The following is a 16,663-nucleotide window of genomic DNA, read 5'->3' as shown; positions in this document are numbered from 1 at the left end:
AAAAGCCGCACGTATTGGGCAGGGCTTTAGCCTTGCCGGAACAGGGCGCGGGCCTCAAAGGCGCGAAGAGAAATCCGGGCCGCCGGGCCATAGCCATATCCCATCATCGCATCGCAGTTGGGCAATAGGCGCAGAATCTCTTCGCGGGTCTCTGCATCAAAGCTCTCGATCGTTTCATGGCCTGGGTGATAGCTCTCGCTATCAAGGCCGTTGCCGCGCACGATCTCGTGCCGATCAAAGAGCAGGTGCACATAGGTCACCGGTGCGCCATCTTCGCGGGGGCGGATCGTGCTGTCATTGACGAGATCCTTGGCCTTCACGAGCACCTCGGGTTCGCCAAACAGAAGGATCGCCCGCGTCGATGTGACAAGCACGCGATGGTTTGGTGAAACCTCGACCGTCTCATGCGCGCCAAGTGCCCCGGCCTCAAAGCGGATCGGCGCATCCTTGCCCTCGGCGCGGCGCGTCGTCTGCCCGATCCAGCGCAGCGGCTGAAACCCATTGTCCCGCGTCAGGACCATGTCACCGGGTTCAAGCGCCTCGATCAGCACCTCGCCCTTGTTGGTGATGATCCGGGTGCCCGCCACGAAACAGGGCGCCGTGGTGACCGTGACAAAACCCACGTCCGAGTTCCCGTCAGAATCCTCGATCGTGTAGGAAAAGACGTTCTCGCCAATGTCCCCGTCGGATTCGATCGTCACGGTGCCATCGACGTTGAAGGTGATCATCTCTCCGCTCGGCAGGGTGATGGTCTCGCCCGGCGTGACTTCCTGACCGTTGATATGGGTGATGTTGAGCGTGGCGCCGGTATAGCTCACATCGTTTTCGGTGAGGTCGAACGTGTAGGATCCGTTGACGCCGATTTCATAGGCATCATCGCCGGCCACAAGCGCGCATTGCACAGAATCGCCCGCGATCAAGAGGTTGGAATCGTAAATTCCGTCGCCGCCATCCGCGATGGCGATCTTGATCTCGTTCTCTTCGCCGGGATTGACCGGTGCCTTGAGCGTCATCGTGAGCGTGAACCCGTCCATCTCGGTGTTGGCAACCTCTGCGTTCTGCGGGTTGTCGACATAGAGGTTCTCGTTCGACGTATTGTTGATGTTGTTGATGGTGATGTCGCCATCACCCACCGTCAGCTCTGCTTTGACGCCATTGACCCAGACGCCCACCGCGTCGTTGAAGCCGGAGTTGACGTATTCGAGATACTCTTCAGAGGAGAAGGTGACCTGCATGGTCAACACGCTGCCATCGGGCACAAAGGTCGCTTCGAACACGGCGGCGTCAAAGGTCTTTGCGTTGGCGATCTCTTCGAGGTCACTATCCCCCGAGCGATACCAGTTGGTCGATTCATCAGACTGGCGGTTGGGATCGCCACTGTCGCGGGTGATGTCGGTCGCCTTGCCCGTCGACAGGATCACGCCTGTGTCCGACGGCGTCAGCGCGTCAGAGACGCTATCGCCATTCGAATAGATACCGGACGCTTGGCTTGCACCGGTGTATGTCGCCGACGTGATCGAAACACCCGAGCCAAAGATCGCCTCGGCCATCTCCATATCGGAGGCACTCGTATCAATCGGAAGTTCAGCAGCCGTTACCATTTCATCACCCCAAAGAAAAAACACTCAAAAAGCCCGGGAGAAGGCCCTTCGCCACTCATGCGCCCGACCTCGCCCCGGATGAGGGCCAAGGCGAAACGCACGAAACGTTCGTATGTCTGCGGCACATCACGAAACACTGTCGCACAGGGTCGTCGCAAAGAGCCTTAAACTGCACGGACGGTGGTGGCTTCGGGGAAACACGAGGGTCGCTTCCCCCCACACACATCATCGCGGCACGTCTCGATGCTGTATCTAACCGATTCTCGATGCCTTTTTATTGTCGCAAGTGTGGAAAACACGGGGCATTTGAAGCGTATCCCATCCGAATGGATAGGGTGCCACGCGCGCAGGCGCCCTCTTTCCCGCTCGCACGGTGCGAGAGACAAAGCCCCGCCAACCAAGGCGCGACCCCAAAAAACCGAAAGAACGGGGCAAAACTGCGCAATACGACTTGGGTTTATGGACGGTTGTCCAGCATATGTGCCACGTTTTCCGAGCGCGCGTTTCATTCTGGACAGCGGAGAGTCCAAAACATGGCGGATTTTATCGGTACGACGGACAGCGACACGCTGACCGGTACGGCGGGCGACGACCTTCTCAAACCCCTTGGCACAACCGAACCTCAAGGTCTCGAGGAACTGGACGGCGGCGACGGGGCGGATGTCTATGACCTGTCGCGCTCGGCCGATGCAGGGATCTACAACTTCCTGATCAACGATAGCGGCACAGACGGTGCGATTGATACGATCGTCGGCGTGGGCGCGCTCTACCAATCCGCCAATCTTGGCTATCAGGGCTGGGCAACCTTCGAACGCGTCGGGGGCGACCTCATCATTCACCTGCCACACCGCCCTTATTACTTCCGCCATCCCGGCGCGCCATCCTATGACATCGTGATCTCTGACCAATGGGGCGACGGCACCATCACGACGATGACGGCGGGCGGCACGCTCTACAACCTCATCACTGGCCGCGATGGCACCACAGAGGCCGACATCCTGACCGGCGGAGACAAGCGCAGCCGCCTCAACGGCGATGCGGGCGACGACTACCTCTATGGCAATGGCGGGCGCGATCGCCTCGACGGGGGCGATGGCGACGATGTGCTCTTTGGGGGCAATCGCGCCGATGTCCTGCTCGGTGGCAGCGGCACAGACCGCATGTTTGGCGGCAATGGCAACGACAAGATCCGCGGCGGTGCGGACGGCGATTTCATCTATGGCGAAAACGGGCGTGACAAGGTCTGGGCCGGGGCGGGCGCGGATTTCGTGCGCGGCCATGACGGCAACGACACGCTGCGTGGCCAGAACGGCAAGGACAATCTCGACGGCGGCGCAGACGACGACCTGCTCATCGGCGGCAAAGGCGGTGACCTCTATACCTTCTACGTCGGCACGGACGGCGCCGCGAGCGGCCATGACCGTATCCGCGATGCAGGCAACAAGGCGACCTACCTCAATGCCGACATCATCGAAATCAACGGCATCTACGGACCGTCGTCTCCGGTCGGCTTGGACGGCGCCTTTGCGATGCTCGACTTCGCTCGCATCGGCAATGACCTCCTGATCGAAATCGGCACCAACGCCGACAGCACGATCACCGTAGAGAACATGTTCCATGAGGACGCCAACCGCTGGTTTGTCGAGTACCTCGAACTCGGGGCGGGCTACTGGAGTTCGATCCGCTTTTGGTTCGTTGATGGCGCCGTAAGCAATATCGGAGACGACCGCGATCATGATAACGGGCTCTATACGGGGGCGGTGAACGAAGTGCTCGTCGGAACGGATGCCGACGACCTCATCTATGGCGATGCCGGGCACAACTTCATCTGGACCGGGGCCGGGGCGGATACGCTCATCTACAAAGAGAACGACGGTGGCTCTTTCGGTGCCTACGGCGGCGGCATATCGCATGATATCGTTCTCGATTTCGACCCATTGCTCGACACGCTCGACTTCTCCGAAATGAAACTTGCTGGGCTCTCTTCCCTGACGCTGGGCGAGGACGAAGACGGCGACGCGACGATCTATTGGGATAGCGGCACATGGGAAGTCGCCGATGTCTCGATCGAGTTGCGGAATGTGTCCCTCGACATGCTCGACGCGGACAACTTCATCTTCTGACGCTTGACGCCACTCCTGCACGCGGGATATGGCCGCGCCATGGAAAAGACGAAAAAGACATCGCGCCAGCAGGTCTATACCCTGCTTGTTCAGGTTGGCCGCAAGGATGGCGACGGGCTTCCCGATGACGCCACCGGCGCCGCCCTCATGATCTATGCGAGCGGCATCGACGAGGCCGAAGCCGTGCGCGAGACCGTGGCGATCCTCAAGCAGGCCGATCTCGCCCCGCTTGACGTGACCGGCTATGGCACCCGCGAAGAACGCGAGGCACAGGGCCACGAGATCGCCGAGGATGAGCAAGAGCTGATGCAGCGCGCGCTTGACGAGAACTCGGTCGTCGTCGCCCAGATGACCGCCTTCTACAACGGGGAAGAAACCCTGCCCGCCGACGAGTCGAGCGCGCACTAAGGCGTTTCAGGAGAGGATCAGGCCGCGCTCAGCTGGGTCGCGAGTGTATTGGCCTCAAACGCACCAAGCACCGGATAGGGCCGCGCGATATGCTCTGGCAGGTGGTTGCGCGGCAGCCCCGCAAGAAGGCTCGCGGCGAGAAGATCGCGTTTGCGCCGAAGCCGCCCGATATCGAGACTCGCAAGATAGGTGCCCGCCGCATAGATCGCCTCGGCCTGCGGCAAGAGAAGCTGGGTATAGGTCACAAGCGCATGGCCCTGCTCGCGCACCCCGGCGGCACCGCCTGTCAGATGCCCCGCAGGCACAAGCACATGCTCGCGTCCGAAAAGATATTCGACCCGCGACCCGCCGACGAGAACCCGCTGCCCCGGCTTGACCACGATATCACGCTCGAGCCCGAAATAGGGATGACGTAGGCGCACTGGCTCGAACAGGCCGCGCGCCGGCACCGTGCGGCGGAGCACATCAAGCACCGGCACAACCTTGCCCCCAAGCGTTTCGACAAGATCGCCGCGTTGCAAATCGCCGAGCGGGCGTATTCCATAGGGCGTCGCCACAGGAAGAGAGGCCGTCAGCCCCGGCATCGGCCCAATCGGTTCGATCCGGTCGGATACGGCAAGGAAAGAGACATCCTCATCCATTACCGAGGCCGCGGGATTGTGGATCATGTCACGCACATCCGCCAGCGTGAGCGCCACCGGCGTCGCGACGACGGTCTGAAAGCAATGCGCCACGTCCGGTCGCTCGACCGCAAGCCGAGCCCAACCATGCGCCACGTCCCAGCTATAGGTGATGCGCAAGATATCGGTGCGCCGTGCCTCTGCATCGTGGGTGAGCGCCGCGTGGCACATGTCGCCCTGGCGCGTATGCACGAGGGATATCCCCCCGCCCGGCACCGCGCGCAGCATCAGGCTCATCTCTGCATCGAAATCGCGTTTGAACCCAAGAAGAAGCTGCGGTGCCTCATAGGGCGACAAGCGCGTCTCGAGAAGAAGGCTCCCCCGTGCCATTGGACGGTCGAGATCCTGCAACGCCTCCGGCGCATCACCCCGCCTTATGCGGGCGAGTCCTTGCGGCGCGAAAAGCGCATCATTGCGGTCCCGAAGGGCGATCCAGGTCATCGCGCGCTCCTCACGCCACCCGCTTGCCGGACTTGGTCAACACCGCCGCCTCGTAGGTCTTGAGCAACCGCCGCGCCGCCGGGCCATATCCCTCACCCGTCTCGCGATCGAGTTCAGGGAACAGGGTAAAGATCTCTTCCACAATCTCCTCTTCGAAGATGTTGCTGATCTCCGGCCCCGGTAAGAAACTCTCGGTCTCTAGCCCCTGCGAGAACACGAGCTGGTGGCTATCGAACAGCATATGGAAATAGGTGACATCTCCGCCGGTCTCTCGCGTGACGCGCTGATCGTCGATCAGGTCTTTCGCCTTCACCAGAACCTCTGGACTATCGAACAAAAGCTCGGCCCGGCTGTCGCGTAATAGCACCCGATGCTGCGGGGATACGAGAAGTGTGCCGTGATCGCCAAAGCTCTCTGCCTCGATCCGGATCGGTGCAAGGGCGCCCTCCGCCGGAACCGTCCGCGACCCGATCCAGCGCACTTCCTGCGCGCCGTTCTCATAGGTTTCGACAAGATCGCCAACGTCGATATCCTCAACCGGGACATCTCCCTCTGGCGTGCGGATGAGCGTCCCCTTCACGAAACAAGGCACCGCGGTCGAATTGATCGTGACAAAGCCGACATCGCTCGTGCCGCTCTCATCCTCGATCGTATAGGTAAAGTTGACCTCTTCCTCGTCCCCGTCCGAGGTCACCTCCAAGGTGCCATCGGCGTTGAGCGTGATGACCTGACCGGTCGAAAGGACAATCGTATCGCCCGGCTCGACCGGCTGACCGTTGATATGGGTGATGGTCAGCGTGCTGCCAGCTTCGTCATTGTCGAGCACATCGACCGTCTTGGTCGCGTTGAGGCCCATGGTCTGCCAATCGGCATTGGCGATGACCGCCGTCTGAACGGAATCCCCCGCGATCAGCACGTTGGAGTCATAACTGCTGTCCCCGACATCAACGATACCGATCAGGATTTCGTTGAGCTCACCCGGATCGACATCCATGGTGAGCGTCATGGTGACGGTGAACCCGTCCATCTCGGTGTTATAAGCATCGCCCGTGTTGTCGAGATAGAGGTTCGAGTTGTTGGTCGTGTTGACCGTCGAGATGCTCGCATTGCCCGACCCGACAGCAACCTCGACCTCCTCGCCGTTGACCATGACAATCACGGCGTCGTTGTAGATCGAATTGATATACTCCGGATATTCCTCCGACGAGAACACGAACTGCATGGTCATCGTGTCGCCTGTCGGGATGAATTGGACCTCGAGATAGGCCGCATCATAGGTATTGGAGCCGACGATATTGTTGAACAACGGGTTGTTGTTCTCGCCGCTCGTATTGGTCGAGGTGCTGCTCGATTGGTTGGTGTTGGTGGAACTGCCACCCCACCAGCCACCGCCGCCGCTGTTGGTAAAATCCCGAACGTTCCCGGTCGACAGGATCACCCCTGTGTCGCCGGGGGTCGCTTCGGGTGAAATGGTATCGCCGTTGGAGTAAATCGCCGATGATCCGTTCGAGCCACTGTAGCTCGCATTGACCACGGTCACGCCGTCGCCAAAGATTTCCTGCGCCATTTCCGTGGCGCTCGCACCTGTATCGTAGGTGAGTTCCTGCGCAATAGGCATACTGCCTGCCCTCAAATTATGCGAGGCAGCGCCTTGGTCTCGCTCACCGTTATGACTCGGTGTCGCGAGGGCGAAATTATAATGGGTCTAAATGCCCGCTCGAATACCCTGCCTCGGGTTTATTATTGGCCTGATCATGCCAGATTTGTTCCGCCTTGTTAAGCCTTTGAAGAGAAAACACGCCAGACGCGGCACTGCGCCGGCACGGCTGTTGCATTGAAGCCATCGCGGCGGCGCTGTATCTCTGGGCCAAACCCTTCCAAAGGAGCCCCGGATGCCCGCCATTGACCCCGCCGACCTGACCGCTGCCCTGATCCGCTGCCCCTCTGTCACACCCGAAGAAGGCGGTGCGCTTGTGCTGCTCGAAGAGCTGCTCTCCGGGGCCGGTTTTGCCTGCACACGCGTGGATCGCGGTGGGGTGTCGAACCTCTTCGCCCGCTGGGGCGACAAGGGCCATGCGCGCACCTTCGGCTTTAACGGTCATACCGATGTGGTCCCAGTCGGGGACGAGGCCGCCTGGACCGTCGATCCCTTCGGTGCGGAACTCCGCGACGGGATCATGTATGGCCGCGGTGCGACCGACATGAAATCAGGGGTTGCCGCTTTCGCCGCCGCCGCCGTGGATTTCGTGCGTGAGACGCCCCCCGAGGGCGCCATCGTCCTAACCATCACAGGCGATGAAGAAGGCGACGCAGTGGATGGCACAACGGCGCTTCTCGACTACATGGACGCCGAGGACGAGAAGATGTCCGTCTGCCTTGTCGGCGAACCCACCTGCCCCAATGAGATGGGCGAGATGATGAAGATCGGCCGGCGCGGTTCTCTTACAGCGTGGTTTACCTTTACTGGCAAACAAGGCCACTCCGCCTATCCCCACCGCGCCAAGAACCCACTCCCGGCGATGGCGCGCCTGATGGACCGCTTCGCCTCCCATACGCTCGACGACGGCTCCGAGCATTTTGACGCCTCGACGCTGGCCATCGTCACCATGGATACCGGCAACCCCGCGACCAACGTGATCCCCGCCGAGTGCCGCGCCACGGTCAACATCCGCTTCAACGATCTCCACTCCGGTGCCTCGCTCACCGACTGGATGCAGAGCCTTGCCGATGCGGTCGCCGCCGAGTCCGGGATCGAGATCGGGATGGAGGTGAAGATCTCCGGCGAGAGCTTTATCACGCCCCCCGGCCCACTCTCCGATCTCGTCGCCGCCGCGGTCGAGGCCGAAACCGGCCGCACGCCCGACCTGTCGACCACCGGCGGCACCTCGGACGCCCGCTTTGTGCAACACCATTGCCCGGTGGTTGAGTTCGGCCTCGTCGGCAAGACCATGCACCAAGTGGATGAAAACGTCCCGGTCGCACAAATCCACCAGCTCAAGACCATCTATAGCCGCATACTTCGAGACTATTTCGCCTGAATATGGCCCATCGCGCACGTCTCATCGTCATGGTCAAAGAGCCGCGGCCCGGTCGGGTCAAGACACGGCTCGGGCGCGATATCGGAATGACGCGGGCCGCGTGGTGGTTTCGCCACCAAAGCGCTGCACTCCTGCGCCGGATCACCGACCCGCGCTGGGACACGCTTTTGGCGGTTGCCCCTGATCGCGCAGGGCTCGCCTCTCGTGTCTGGCCCGCCGATCTGCCGCGCCTGCCGCAAGGCCCCGGTGACCTCGGGGACCGCATGGCCCGCCTTCTGCGCACGCAACCGCCCGGCCCGGCCTGTATCATCGGTGCTGACATTCCCGGCATCCGACGGCACCACATTGCCGAGGCCTTTGCCGCGCTTGGATCAAACGACGCCGTGTTCGGCCCCGCAACAGACGGCGGCTATTGGCTCGTCGGCCTCAAACGCACCGCCGCGCCGCCCCCCGGCTTCCTGCACGGCGTCCGCTGGTCCACACAGCACGCCCTCGCCGACTCGATGGCAACGCTGCCCCACCACCGTATCGCCCTGACGACGACGCTCCATGATGTCGACACCGCCGCCGATCTTCCTCTTGCCTAAAATATCCCGGGGTGAATTGAGCCGCAGGCTCAAGAGGGGCAGCGCCCCTCCGCCTTTTTCCCAATGACGCGCCGCGCGGCCCGTGCTAGGCCCAATCCATGCGTATACCGACCAAAGCCGAGATCCTCGACTGGATCTCCGAGAACCCGACCCTGACCTCCAAGCGCGACATCGCCAAAGCCTTCGGGATCAAGGGCGCCGCGCGGATCGACCTCAAGCGCCTGCTGAAGGAGCTCGAGGAAGAAGGCCACCTGTCGAAACGCAAGAAAACCTACCGCGACCCCGACAGCCTGCCGCCCGTCTCTGTCCTGCAGATCAGCGGCCCGGATTCCGATGGCGACCTCTACGCCCGCCCCCTCGAATGGCAGGGTGATAGCGAAGAACCCCTGATCCTCGTGATCCCCCGCGCCTCTGATCCCGCCCTTGGCCAAGGCGATCGCATCCTTGCCCGGCTGACCGAAATCGAGGGCGAAGCCTGGCGCTATGAAGGCCGCCTCATCCGTCGCATCGGCACCAATCCCAAACGTGTGCTCGGCGTCTTCCGCCTGACTGCCGAAGGCGGCCGCATCGTCCCCATCGACAAGGGCGATGGTAAGGAATGGCAGGTGCTGAACGAGGGCATCAACGGCGCCAAGGACGGCGAGTTGGTCGAGGCACAACAAACCGGCCCCAAGGGCCGCCTTGGCCTGCCCCGCGCGAAGGTCGTGGAACGCCTCGGGGATCCCTCCGCGCCAAAGGCTGTCTCGCTCATCGCGATCCATCAACACGGCATCCCCGATGCCTTCCCCGATGGGGTCATCGCCGAGGCCGACGCCGCCAAGCCCGCCCCCCTCGGGGAGCGCGAGGACATGCGCGATATGCCCCTTGTGACAATTGACCCGGCGGATGCGCGCGACCATGACGATGCTTGCTGGGCCCATGCAGACGACGACCCCAAGAACGAGGGCGGCCATGTCATCTGGGTCGCTATTGCCGATGTGGCCCATTACGTCACCCCCGGTTCCGAGCTTGACCGCGAGGCACGCAAACGCGGCAACTCATCTTATTTCCCTGACCGTGTGGTGCCGATGCTGCCCGACCGCCTCTCAGGCGATCTCTGCTCGCTTCACGAAGGCGTCCCGCGCGCTTGTATCGCCGTGCGGATGCAGATCGACGCCAAGGGTCACAAACTGAGCCATCGTTTCGTGCGTGGCATGATGCGCTCTGTCGCCTCGCTCAACTACACCGAAGTGCAAGAGGCCCGCGACGGCACACCGAGCGAGCGCTGCGCTCCCCTGATGAAAGAGGTCATCGACCCGCTCTACGCCGCCTACACCGCCCTGACCAAGGCCCGTGCCGCGCGCCAGCCGCTCGATCTCGACCTGCCCGAGCGCAAAGTCGAATTGACGCCCGAGGGCAAGGTCGCCTCGGTCATGTTCCGCGACCGGTTCGACGCGCATAAGCTCATTGAGGAATTCATGATCCTCGCCAATGTCGCTGCCGCCGAGACACTCATCGCCAAGAAATCGCCGCTCCTGTTCCGGGTCCACGAAGAGCCGAACCCCGAAAAGCTCGACTCCTTGCGCGAAACGGCCCAGGCCGCTGGGTTCAGCCTCGCCAAAGGGCAGGTGCTCAAGACCCAGCACCTCAATGCGCTTTTGAATGCGGCCGCCGGGACGGAGGATGCCGAGCTCATCAACCTCTCGACCCTGCGCTCCATGACCCAGGCCTACTATAGCCCGTCGAATTTCGGCCATTTCGGCCTCGCGCTGCAATCCTACGCGCATTTCACCTCGCCGATCCGCCGCTACGCCGACCTGATCGTGCACCGTGCGCTGATCTCGGCGCATGGTTGGGGCGAGGATGGGCTGTCGCCGGAAGGGATCGAGAACCTCGAGACGACCGCCGGGCATATCTCCGACACCGAGCGCCGCTCCATGCTGGCCGAGCGCGATACCAATGACCGCTATCTCGCGTCCTATCTTTCTGAACGGGTCGGCAACGAGTTCACTGGTCGCATTAGCGGCATTGCGCGGTTCGGTGTCTTCGTGAAGCTTGACGAGACCGGTGCGGACGGGTTGATCCCGATGCGCAATCTCGGACGGGAGTACTTTAAGTATGACCACGAGAGCGAAACCCTGCGCGGCTCCGAGACCGGTCTGACGATCGGCCTTGGCCAGCGCGTGACCGTGCGCCTGACCGAGGCGGCGCCGGTGACGGGCGGTATCGCGCTCGAACTGCTTTCCATCGATGACAAGAAAGTGCCGCAAGGCCCCAAACGCGGGCGCGGCAAACCGGTTCGGCGAAAAGAGACCAAGGCCAAGAAGAAGGCCGCCAAGACCAAACGCAAGGTCAATCGCCAGAGGCGCTAGGGCGCGGTTTCTTTCGAAGAAATCGCGGCGAAGTCTTTGAAAGACTTCGTTAACCCGCGCGTTCGGGTAAGGTTTCTGGGCACGCCGAGACCCTCGCAGACGCAATACAGACGCGATACCGACGTAATACCGACGTGGGTTTTCGCGTTAACCTTTGTCGGCAAATCCCCGCGCGATCTTTTCGGGATTGCTTCTCGGATCGCAACAATCGCGCTAGAATGGCGAAAAAACAAACCGAGGCAAAACGATGCGATCCCCGATTCTGGGCCTTCTTCTTGGTGCCACCGCCCTTGGCACCCCGGCACTCGCCAACGCCCCGGCGCAATCCCCGCGCCCGATGACGCGCGTTGCCGAAACGCCTGAAATGACCCTCGCCGCAGCCGCACCCGCGCGCTCTCTGCGGCCGCAGTTGCGCGACCTAGACCTCGCGACAACCACCCCGCAAGTGACTGAAACGGCTGGAGATGCCGGGTTTGATCGGTGGATCAAGTCGTTCCGCTCGCGGGCATTGGCCTCTGGTGTGCGGGCTTCTGTATTCGATCAGGCCTTTCGCGGTGTGCGCTACAATAGCAGCATCATCAAGAAGGACCGGAACCAGTCCGAGTTCACCAAGACCATCTGGGATTACCTTGCTTCTGCTGCTTCCGACACTCGGATTCGCAACGGCAAGGACGCCCTGCGCCGCCACAACCGCACGCTCGAGGCCATCGAGCGCCGCTATGGCGTCGACAAGGAGGTCGTGACCGCCGTCTGGGGCCTTGAGAGCGCCTACGGAACCTTCCGCGGTGACATTCCCACCATCGAGGCGCTGGCGACGCTCGCCTATGACGGGCGGCGCGGAAAGTTCTTTGAAGCTCAGCTACTTGCGGCGCTCAAGATCATCCAGAACGGCGACATTCCCGCGCATCGCATGACCGGTAGTTGGGCTGGGGCGATGGGCCATACCCAATTCATTCCAACCTCCTACGAGAGCTTTGCCGTCGATTTCACCGGCGATGGCCGTCGTGATATTTGGTCCGATGATCCGACTGACGCGCTTGCATCGACGGCAGCATACCTTGCCAAGTCCGGCTGGCAACGGGGCAAGCCTTGGGGCGTCGAAGTGCGCCTGCCGGCTGGGTTCAACTACACGCTCGCCAATCGCAAGATCCTGAAATCGCCTGCACAATGGGCCGCTCTTGGCGTCACAGACATGAACGGTCGAGCCGTGCCGAATAGCAACGGGCAAGGGTCGATCCTGCTTCCGGCGGGCGGCAATGGCGCTGCGTTCATGATTTTTTCGAACTTTTCGGCGATTGAGAAATACAACACTGCAGATGCCTACGTGATTGGCGTCGGACACCTGAGCGATCGCATCAAGGGCGGGCCGCCCATTCGCGGGAAATGGCCGCATGGCGACCGTGCGCTGACGTTCAGCGAACGGAAAGAACTTCAGCGCCGCCTGACCCGCGCCGGATTTGACACACAGAAGATCGACGGCAAGATCGGCCCGCTGACAATCAACGCCGTGCGCGCCTTTCAAGAGGCAAAGGGTCTGACCCCGGATGGCTATGCCTCGCTGACCTTGTTGCAGCAGCTCCGGCGCTCTGGCGGCGGCGGGGGCAAAACCCCAAAGGTTCTGCGGTAACAAAAAAGGGGGCGCGAACGCCCCCTTTTCAATTCTTTAACCTTTGACCCGCTTACTGCGGCGACATTCCCCGGAGACGTTCCGAACGACGACGCAGCATTTCAACGGTCGTCAGTAGCATGATCGAGATCACGACGAGGATCGTCGCCACGGCGAGGATGGTCGGGCTGATCTGTTCGCGCAGGCCTGTAAACATCTGCCATGGCAGGGTTTTCTGACCGGCGGAACCAACGAAGAGCACCACGACAACCTCATCGAACGAGGTGATGAAGGCGAAGAGACCGCCCGAAATCACGCCCGGCAGGATGAGCGGCATCTGCACCTTGAAGAAGGTGGTGACCGGGTCCGCCCCCATGTTCGCCGCTGCACGCGTGAGCGAGCGGTCGAAACCGACAAGCGTCGCCGTCACGGTGATGATGACAAAGGGAATGCCGAGGGCCGCATGCGCCAGTACCACGCCGAGATAGGTGCCTTGAAGGCCGATCCGGCTATAGAAGAAGTACATACCAGCCGCCGAAATGATAAGCGGAACGATCATCGGGGAAATCAGGATCGCCATGATCGCGCGCCGGAACGGCACATGCTCAGAGCTAAGACCAATGGCCGCCAACGTCCCGAAGCTCACCGATAGAATCGTCGCCATCGGCGCGATCAGAACCGAGTTCTTCAGGCTGTTCTGCCAGTCGCTGCTGGTCAGGAAGTCACGGTAGTGCTTGAGCGAATAGCCTTCGGCTTTGAACTGAAGCATCTCCGGCGTGAAGGTGAAGAAGTCTTCCGCGTTGAACGAGAGCGGTAGAACCACGAGGATCGGCGTGATCAGGAAGACGAAGATCGCCCCACAGATCACACGGAACGTGTAGTGCCAAAGAACCTGGCCGGGGGTCAGGTAGGGCGCAAGCGTCTGGCGGTAACGGCTTTCTCCGACGAAGAAAATATACCAACCAAAGAACCAGCCCAAGAGCGCGCCGACCACAAGACCGGGCACGCCGCCCAGCGCAAAGCCAACCGCGCCAAAGCCCAGGAGCATTGCAAGGCGAGCAGGTTTCTCCTGCTTCACGATGGTTTTGAACACGAAAGCGAGGACTGCAAGAAGCCCGGCGCCAATCAGGATTCCGAGAAGACCCGAGCCCTGAGCCGTGCCGATGAAAAGCCCGAAGAAGGCACCAACCGCGGCAGAGGCCGCTGCGGTGAAACCGGGGGTTTGTGGAGTAACGGGTGTTAGTGCCATGTCTCTTATCTCAGTTTCACGTTGTCGATGCCGACGATCTTGTCATAGGCCCAGTACAGGATGAGGACCACGGCGAGCAGGATCGTCCCAAGCGCGGCCGCGAGGCCCCAGTTGAGCGAGCTCGAGATGTGGTACGCAATCCGGTTCGAGATGAAGACGCCCTTGGTGCCGCCCACGATTTCCGGCGTGATGTAGTAGCCGATGGCGAGGATGAACACGAGGATCGAGCCTGCGCCGATGCCCGGCACCGACTGCGGGAAATAGACCCGCCAGAACGCCGTCCAGTTCGTTGCGCCAAGCGATTTCGCCGCGCGCAGATAGGTTGGCGCAATCGTCTGCATCACCGAATACATCGGCAGGATCATAAAGGGCAGAAGGATGTGCGTCATGGCGACAATCGTGCCGAACTGGTTGTTGATCATGACCAATCGCGCGTCATCGCCTACCAAGCCCAGCCAGACCAACACATCGTTGATCACCCCCTGCTGTTGCAGCATCACTTTCCATGCGGAAGTCCGCACAAGGAGGGATGTCCAGAAGGGTAGAAGCACGAGAATCATCAGCAGGTTCGCCGTTCGAGACGGCAGGTTCGCGAGGATCCAAGCGACGGGATAGCCAAGCAGGATACAGCTTGTCGTGATGACGAGCGACATGAAGAGCGTTCGCCCAAACAGCGTCATATAGATCTGCTGGTTCTCAGGCCGCGCTTCCGGGCCATCGACGCCCTTTTGCATGTCTACCGAGTTCAGGAAGTAGCCATTGGTCAGCTTCGGGCTATAGGTCTGAAGCGTGCGCCAGACCTCGATATCGCCCCAATCCTTGTCGATATCGATGAATTTCTCTTTGAACGGCGCGTCTTCGGCAAGATCCCAACGTTTGACCTTACGGCCAGATTTGCGGAACAGCGACGAAAGGCCCGTCTTTTCATAGTTCAGTCGAGAGCCAAGGCGCGTGTGCGTCTTCTCCTCGACCGCGATTTTCATGTCTGCAGCCAGCGCGGCAAAGACCGCTTCGCTCGGCAGTTCGCCGGAATTGGCGTCCCATTCCTGCAATTCCGCAACCGTCTTTGGCAGCGTGTCCGAGACGATCTGGTTCTCGACCGAACGGAACAGCATGTCCACGATCGGGAGGATGAATGTCAAAAGTACGAATAGAAGCAGAGGCGCGATCAGCATTAGCGCGCGGAGCTTTTGCATCCGCAGCGCGCGCGCAAGGCTACGTTTAAGCGGTGTGCCGTCGGCCGCAAGAACCGGGCCGGTATCGGTGGTGTCGCTCATGTGGCTCCCCGTTGTGTCGCCTGTTTTCGGCGCTCATTTGGTCCGTGCGGACATATTGATGCGGGTTTGCATCGGATGCGGAGGGGCGTGCATCGCCCCTCCGCGTCGTTTAGGACACGCGATTATTTCGCGAGCCAAGCCTGGAATTTCGCGTCGATGTCGTCGCGATAGTCAGCCCAGAACTCGTAGTTGTAGAGGAACGTGTTCTTGGCGTTTTCCGGGTCGGTCGGCATGTGCGGCGCCATGTCGATGCCGAGTTCTTCGTGCTTACCAACGAGCGGTGCCGAGGACTGACGTGCCGGGCCGTACGAGATGTATTTGGCCTGGTCCGCGAGACGCTGAGTGTCGGTCGCGAAGTAGATGTAGTCCAGTGCACGTGCCTTGCGCTCTTCGCTCAGGCCTGCCGGGATGATCCAACCGTCAAGGTCGAACACCTGTGCGTCCCAGAGCATTGCAACCGGCTGATCCTGCTCTTCGATGACCGAGAACAGACGACCGTTATAGGTCGAACCCATCACGACTTCGCCATCGGCGAGAAGCTGCGGGGTGTCAGCACCGGCCGACCACCAGACAACGCTGTCTTTGATGGTGTCGAGCTTGGCGAGGGCTCGCTCTTGACCTTCTGCGGTCTCGAGAACGTCATACACTTCTGCCTTCGGAACGCCGTCACAGAGCAGAGCCCATTCCATGTTGTTGATCGGGCGCTTCTCGAGCGCGCGCTTGCCCGGGTAGGCTTCGAGATCGAACACGTCGCAGACGCTGGTCGGCGGGGTGTCGCCCACGAGGTCGGTGCGGTAACCGAAGGTGGTCGAGTAAACGATCTGCGGGATGAAGCACTCGGAGACGAGCAGGTCACCGAAGTCATCCGCTGCCGAGGTGCCATCGGGTGCCGGAGCAAGCATGGTGTCCGGGTCGATTTCCATTGCAAGACCTTCGTCGCAGAGACGCATTGCGTCAGCTGCCACAACGTCCACAACGTCCCAGGTCACGTTGCCCGCTTCGTTCATCGCGCGCAGTTTGGCCACGGCTTCAGCCGAGCTCTCGTCGTTGATGATCGAGACGCCGGTCTTTTCCATGTAGGGCTCGTGATAAGCCTTTTGCTGCGAGTTGGAATATGCGCCGCCCCAGGACACGATGGTCATTTCGTCGGCCATGTCAGCCGCGAAGGCCATCGGCGCGCAAATAGCGGTCGAAAGTGCCAGTGCGGTCAGTTTCGTAAACTTCATAGTTTTCTCTCCTTGTTGAACTTTAATGTTTTGTTTTGCTCCCCCGGTCGCCCGGGAGACGCGATGGCGCATTGGA

Annotated in this window: 12 protein-coding genes; 6 read left to right on the top strand and 6 right to left on the bottom strand. The window is 61.1% G+C overall.

Annotated features, from left to right (window positions below; genetic code table 11):
- Nucleotides 1-26: 26 nt before the first annotated feature.
- Nucleotides 27-1,601, bottom strand: a complete 1,575-nt coding sequence (locus tag MK745_RS02450) for a choice-of-anchor L domain-containing protein (RefSeq protein ID WP_243611692.1) — start codon at nt 1,599-1,601, stop codon at nt 27-29.
- A 533-nt stretch (nt 1,602-2,134) separates the two neighbouring features.
- Between MK745_RS02450 and MK745_RS02445 the strand changes: the two genes are divergently transcribed.
- Complete coding sequence (locus MK745_RS02445) at nt 2,135-3,724, top strand: calcium-binding protein (protein ID WP_243611691.1); 1,590 nt, start codon at nt 2,135-2,137, stop codon at nt 3,722-3,724.
- 39 nt (nt 3,725-3,763) lie between these two features.
- Complete coding sequence (locus tag MK745_RS02440) at nt 3,764-4,132, top strand: hypothetical protein (RefSeq protein ID WP_243611690.1); 369 nt, start codon at nt 3,764-3,766, stop codon at nt 4,130-4,132.
- 17 nt (nt 4,133-4,149) lie between these two features.
- Here the strand turns inward: MK745_RS02440 and MK745_RS02435 are convergent, their stop codons facing one another.
- Nucleotides 4,150-5,253, bottom strand: a complete 1,104-nt coding sequence (locus MK745_RS02435) for a Hint domain-containing protein (RefSeq protein WP_243611689.1) — start codon at nt 5,251-5,253, stop codon at nt 4,150-4,152.
- Between the two features lie 10 nt (nt 5,254-5,263).
- Nucleotides 5,264-6,871 (bottom strand): Hint domain-containing protein, encoded by a 1,608-nt coding sequence (locus MK745_RS02430; protein ID WP_243611688.1) that lies wholly within the window; start codon nt 6,869-6,871, stop codon nt 5,264-5,266.
- A 274-nt stretch (nt 6,872-7,145) separates the two neighbouring features.
- Here MK745_RS02430 and dapE point away from each other — a divergent pair, with 274 nt between their 5' ends.
- The 4 genes from dapE to MK745_RS02410 all read left to right on the top strand — a co-directional run bounded on the left by dapE (nt 7,146) and on the right by MK745_RS02410 (nt 12,856).
- The gene (gene dapE, locus MK745_RS02425; RefSeq protein WP_243611687.1) at nt 7,146-8,291 is read left to right on the top strand and encodes a succinyl-diaminopimelate desuccinylase; all 1,146 of its coding nucleotides are present in this window, start codon (nt 7,146-7,148) and stop codon (nt 8,289-8,291) included.
- A gap of 2 nt (nt 8,292-8,293) precedes the next feature.
- Nucleotides 8,294-8,878: a TIGR04282 family arsenosugar biosynthesis glycosyltransferase gene (locus tag MK745_RS02420; protein ID WP_243611686.1), complete on the top strand. Its 585-nt coding sequence runs from the start codon at nt 8,294-8,296 to the stop codon at nt 8,876-8,878.
- A 98-nt stretch (nt 8,879-8,976) separates the two neighbouring features.
- Nucleotides 8,977-11,229, top strand: a complete 2,253-nt coding sequence (rnr, locus tag MK745_RS02415; protein ID WP_243611685.1) for a ribonuclease R — start codon at nt 8,977-8,979, stop codon at nt 11,227-11,229.
- A gap of 247 nt (nt 11,230-11,476) precedes the next feature.
- Complete coding sequence (locus MK745_RS02410; RefSeq protein WP_243611684.1) at nt 11,477-12,856, top strand: lytic murein transglycosylase; 1,380 nt, start codon at nt 11,477-11,479, stop codon at nt 12,854-12,856.
- Nucleotides 12,857-12,908: 52 nt separating this feature from the next.
- On the opposite strand, the gene MK745_RS02405 is transcribed toward MK745_RS02410, so the two are convergent.
- The 3 genes from MK745_RS02405 to MK745_RS02395 form a co-directional block, all read right to left on the bottom strand.
- The gene (locus MK745_RS02405) at nt 12,909-14,084 is read right to left on the bottom strand and encodes an ABC transporter permease (RefSeq protein ID WP_243611683.1); all 1,176 of its coding nucleotides are present in this window, start codon (nt 14,082-14,084) and stop codon (nt 12,909-12,911) included.
- A 5-nt stretch (nt 14,085-14,089) separates the two neighbouring features.
- Nucleotides 14,090-15,361 (bottom strand): ABC transporter permease, encoded by a 1,272-nt coding sequence (locus MK745_RS02400; protein ID WP_243611682.1) that lies wholly within the window; start codon nt 15,359-15,361, stop codon nt 14,090-14,092.
- A 122-nt stretch (nt 15,362-15,483) separates the two neighbouring features.
- A complete protein-coding gene (locus MK745_RS02395; RefSeq protein ID WP_243611681.1) occupies nt 15,484-16,587 on the bottom strand; it encodes an extracellular solute-binding protein in 1,104 nt (367 codons plus the stop codon).
- Nucleotides 16,588-16,663: the final 76 nt, after the last annotated feature.

Origin of the sequence: Shimia aestuarii (genome assembly GCF_022814865.1) — a bacterium.
GTDB classification, from domain to species: Bacteria; Pseudomonadota; Alphaproteobacteria; order Rhodobacterales; family Rhodobacteraceae; genus Shimia; species Shimia aestuarii_A.
This window is presented reverse-complemented; position numbering and strand designations above follow the sequence as displayed.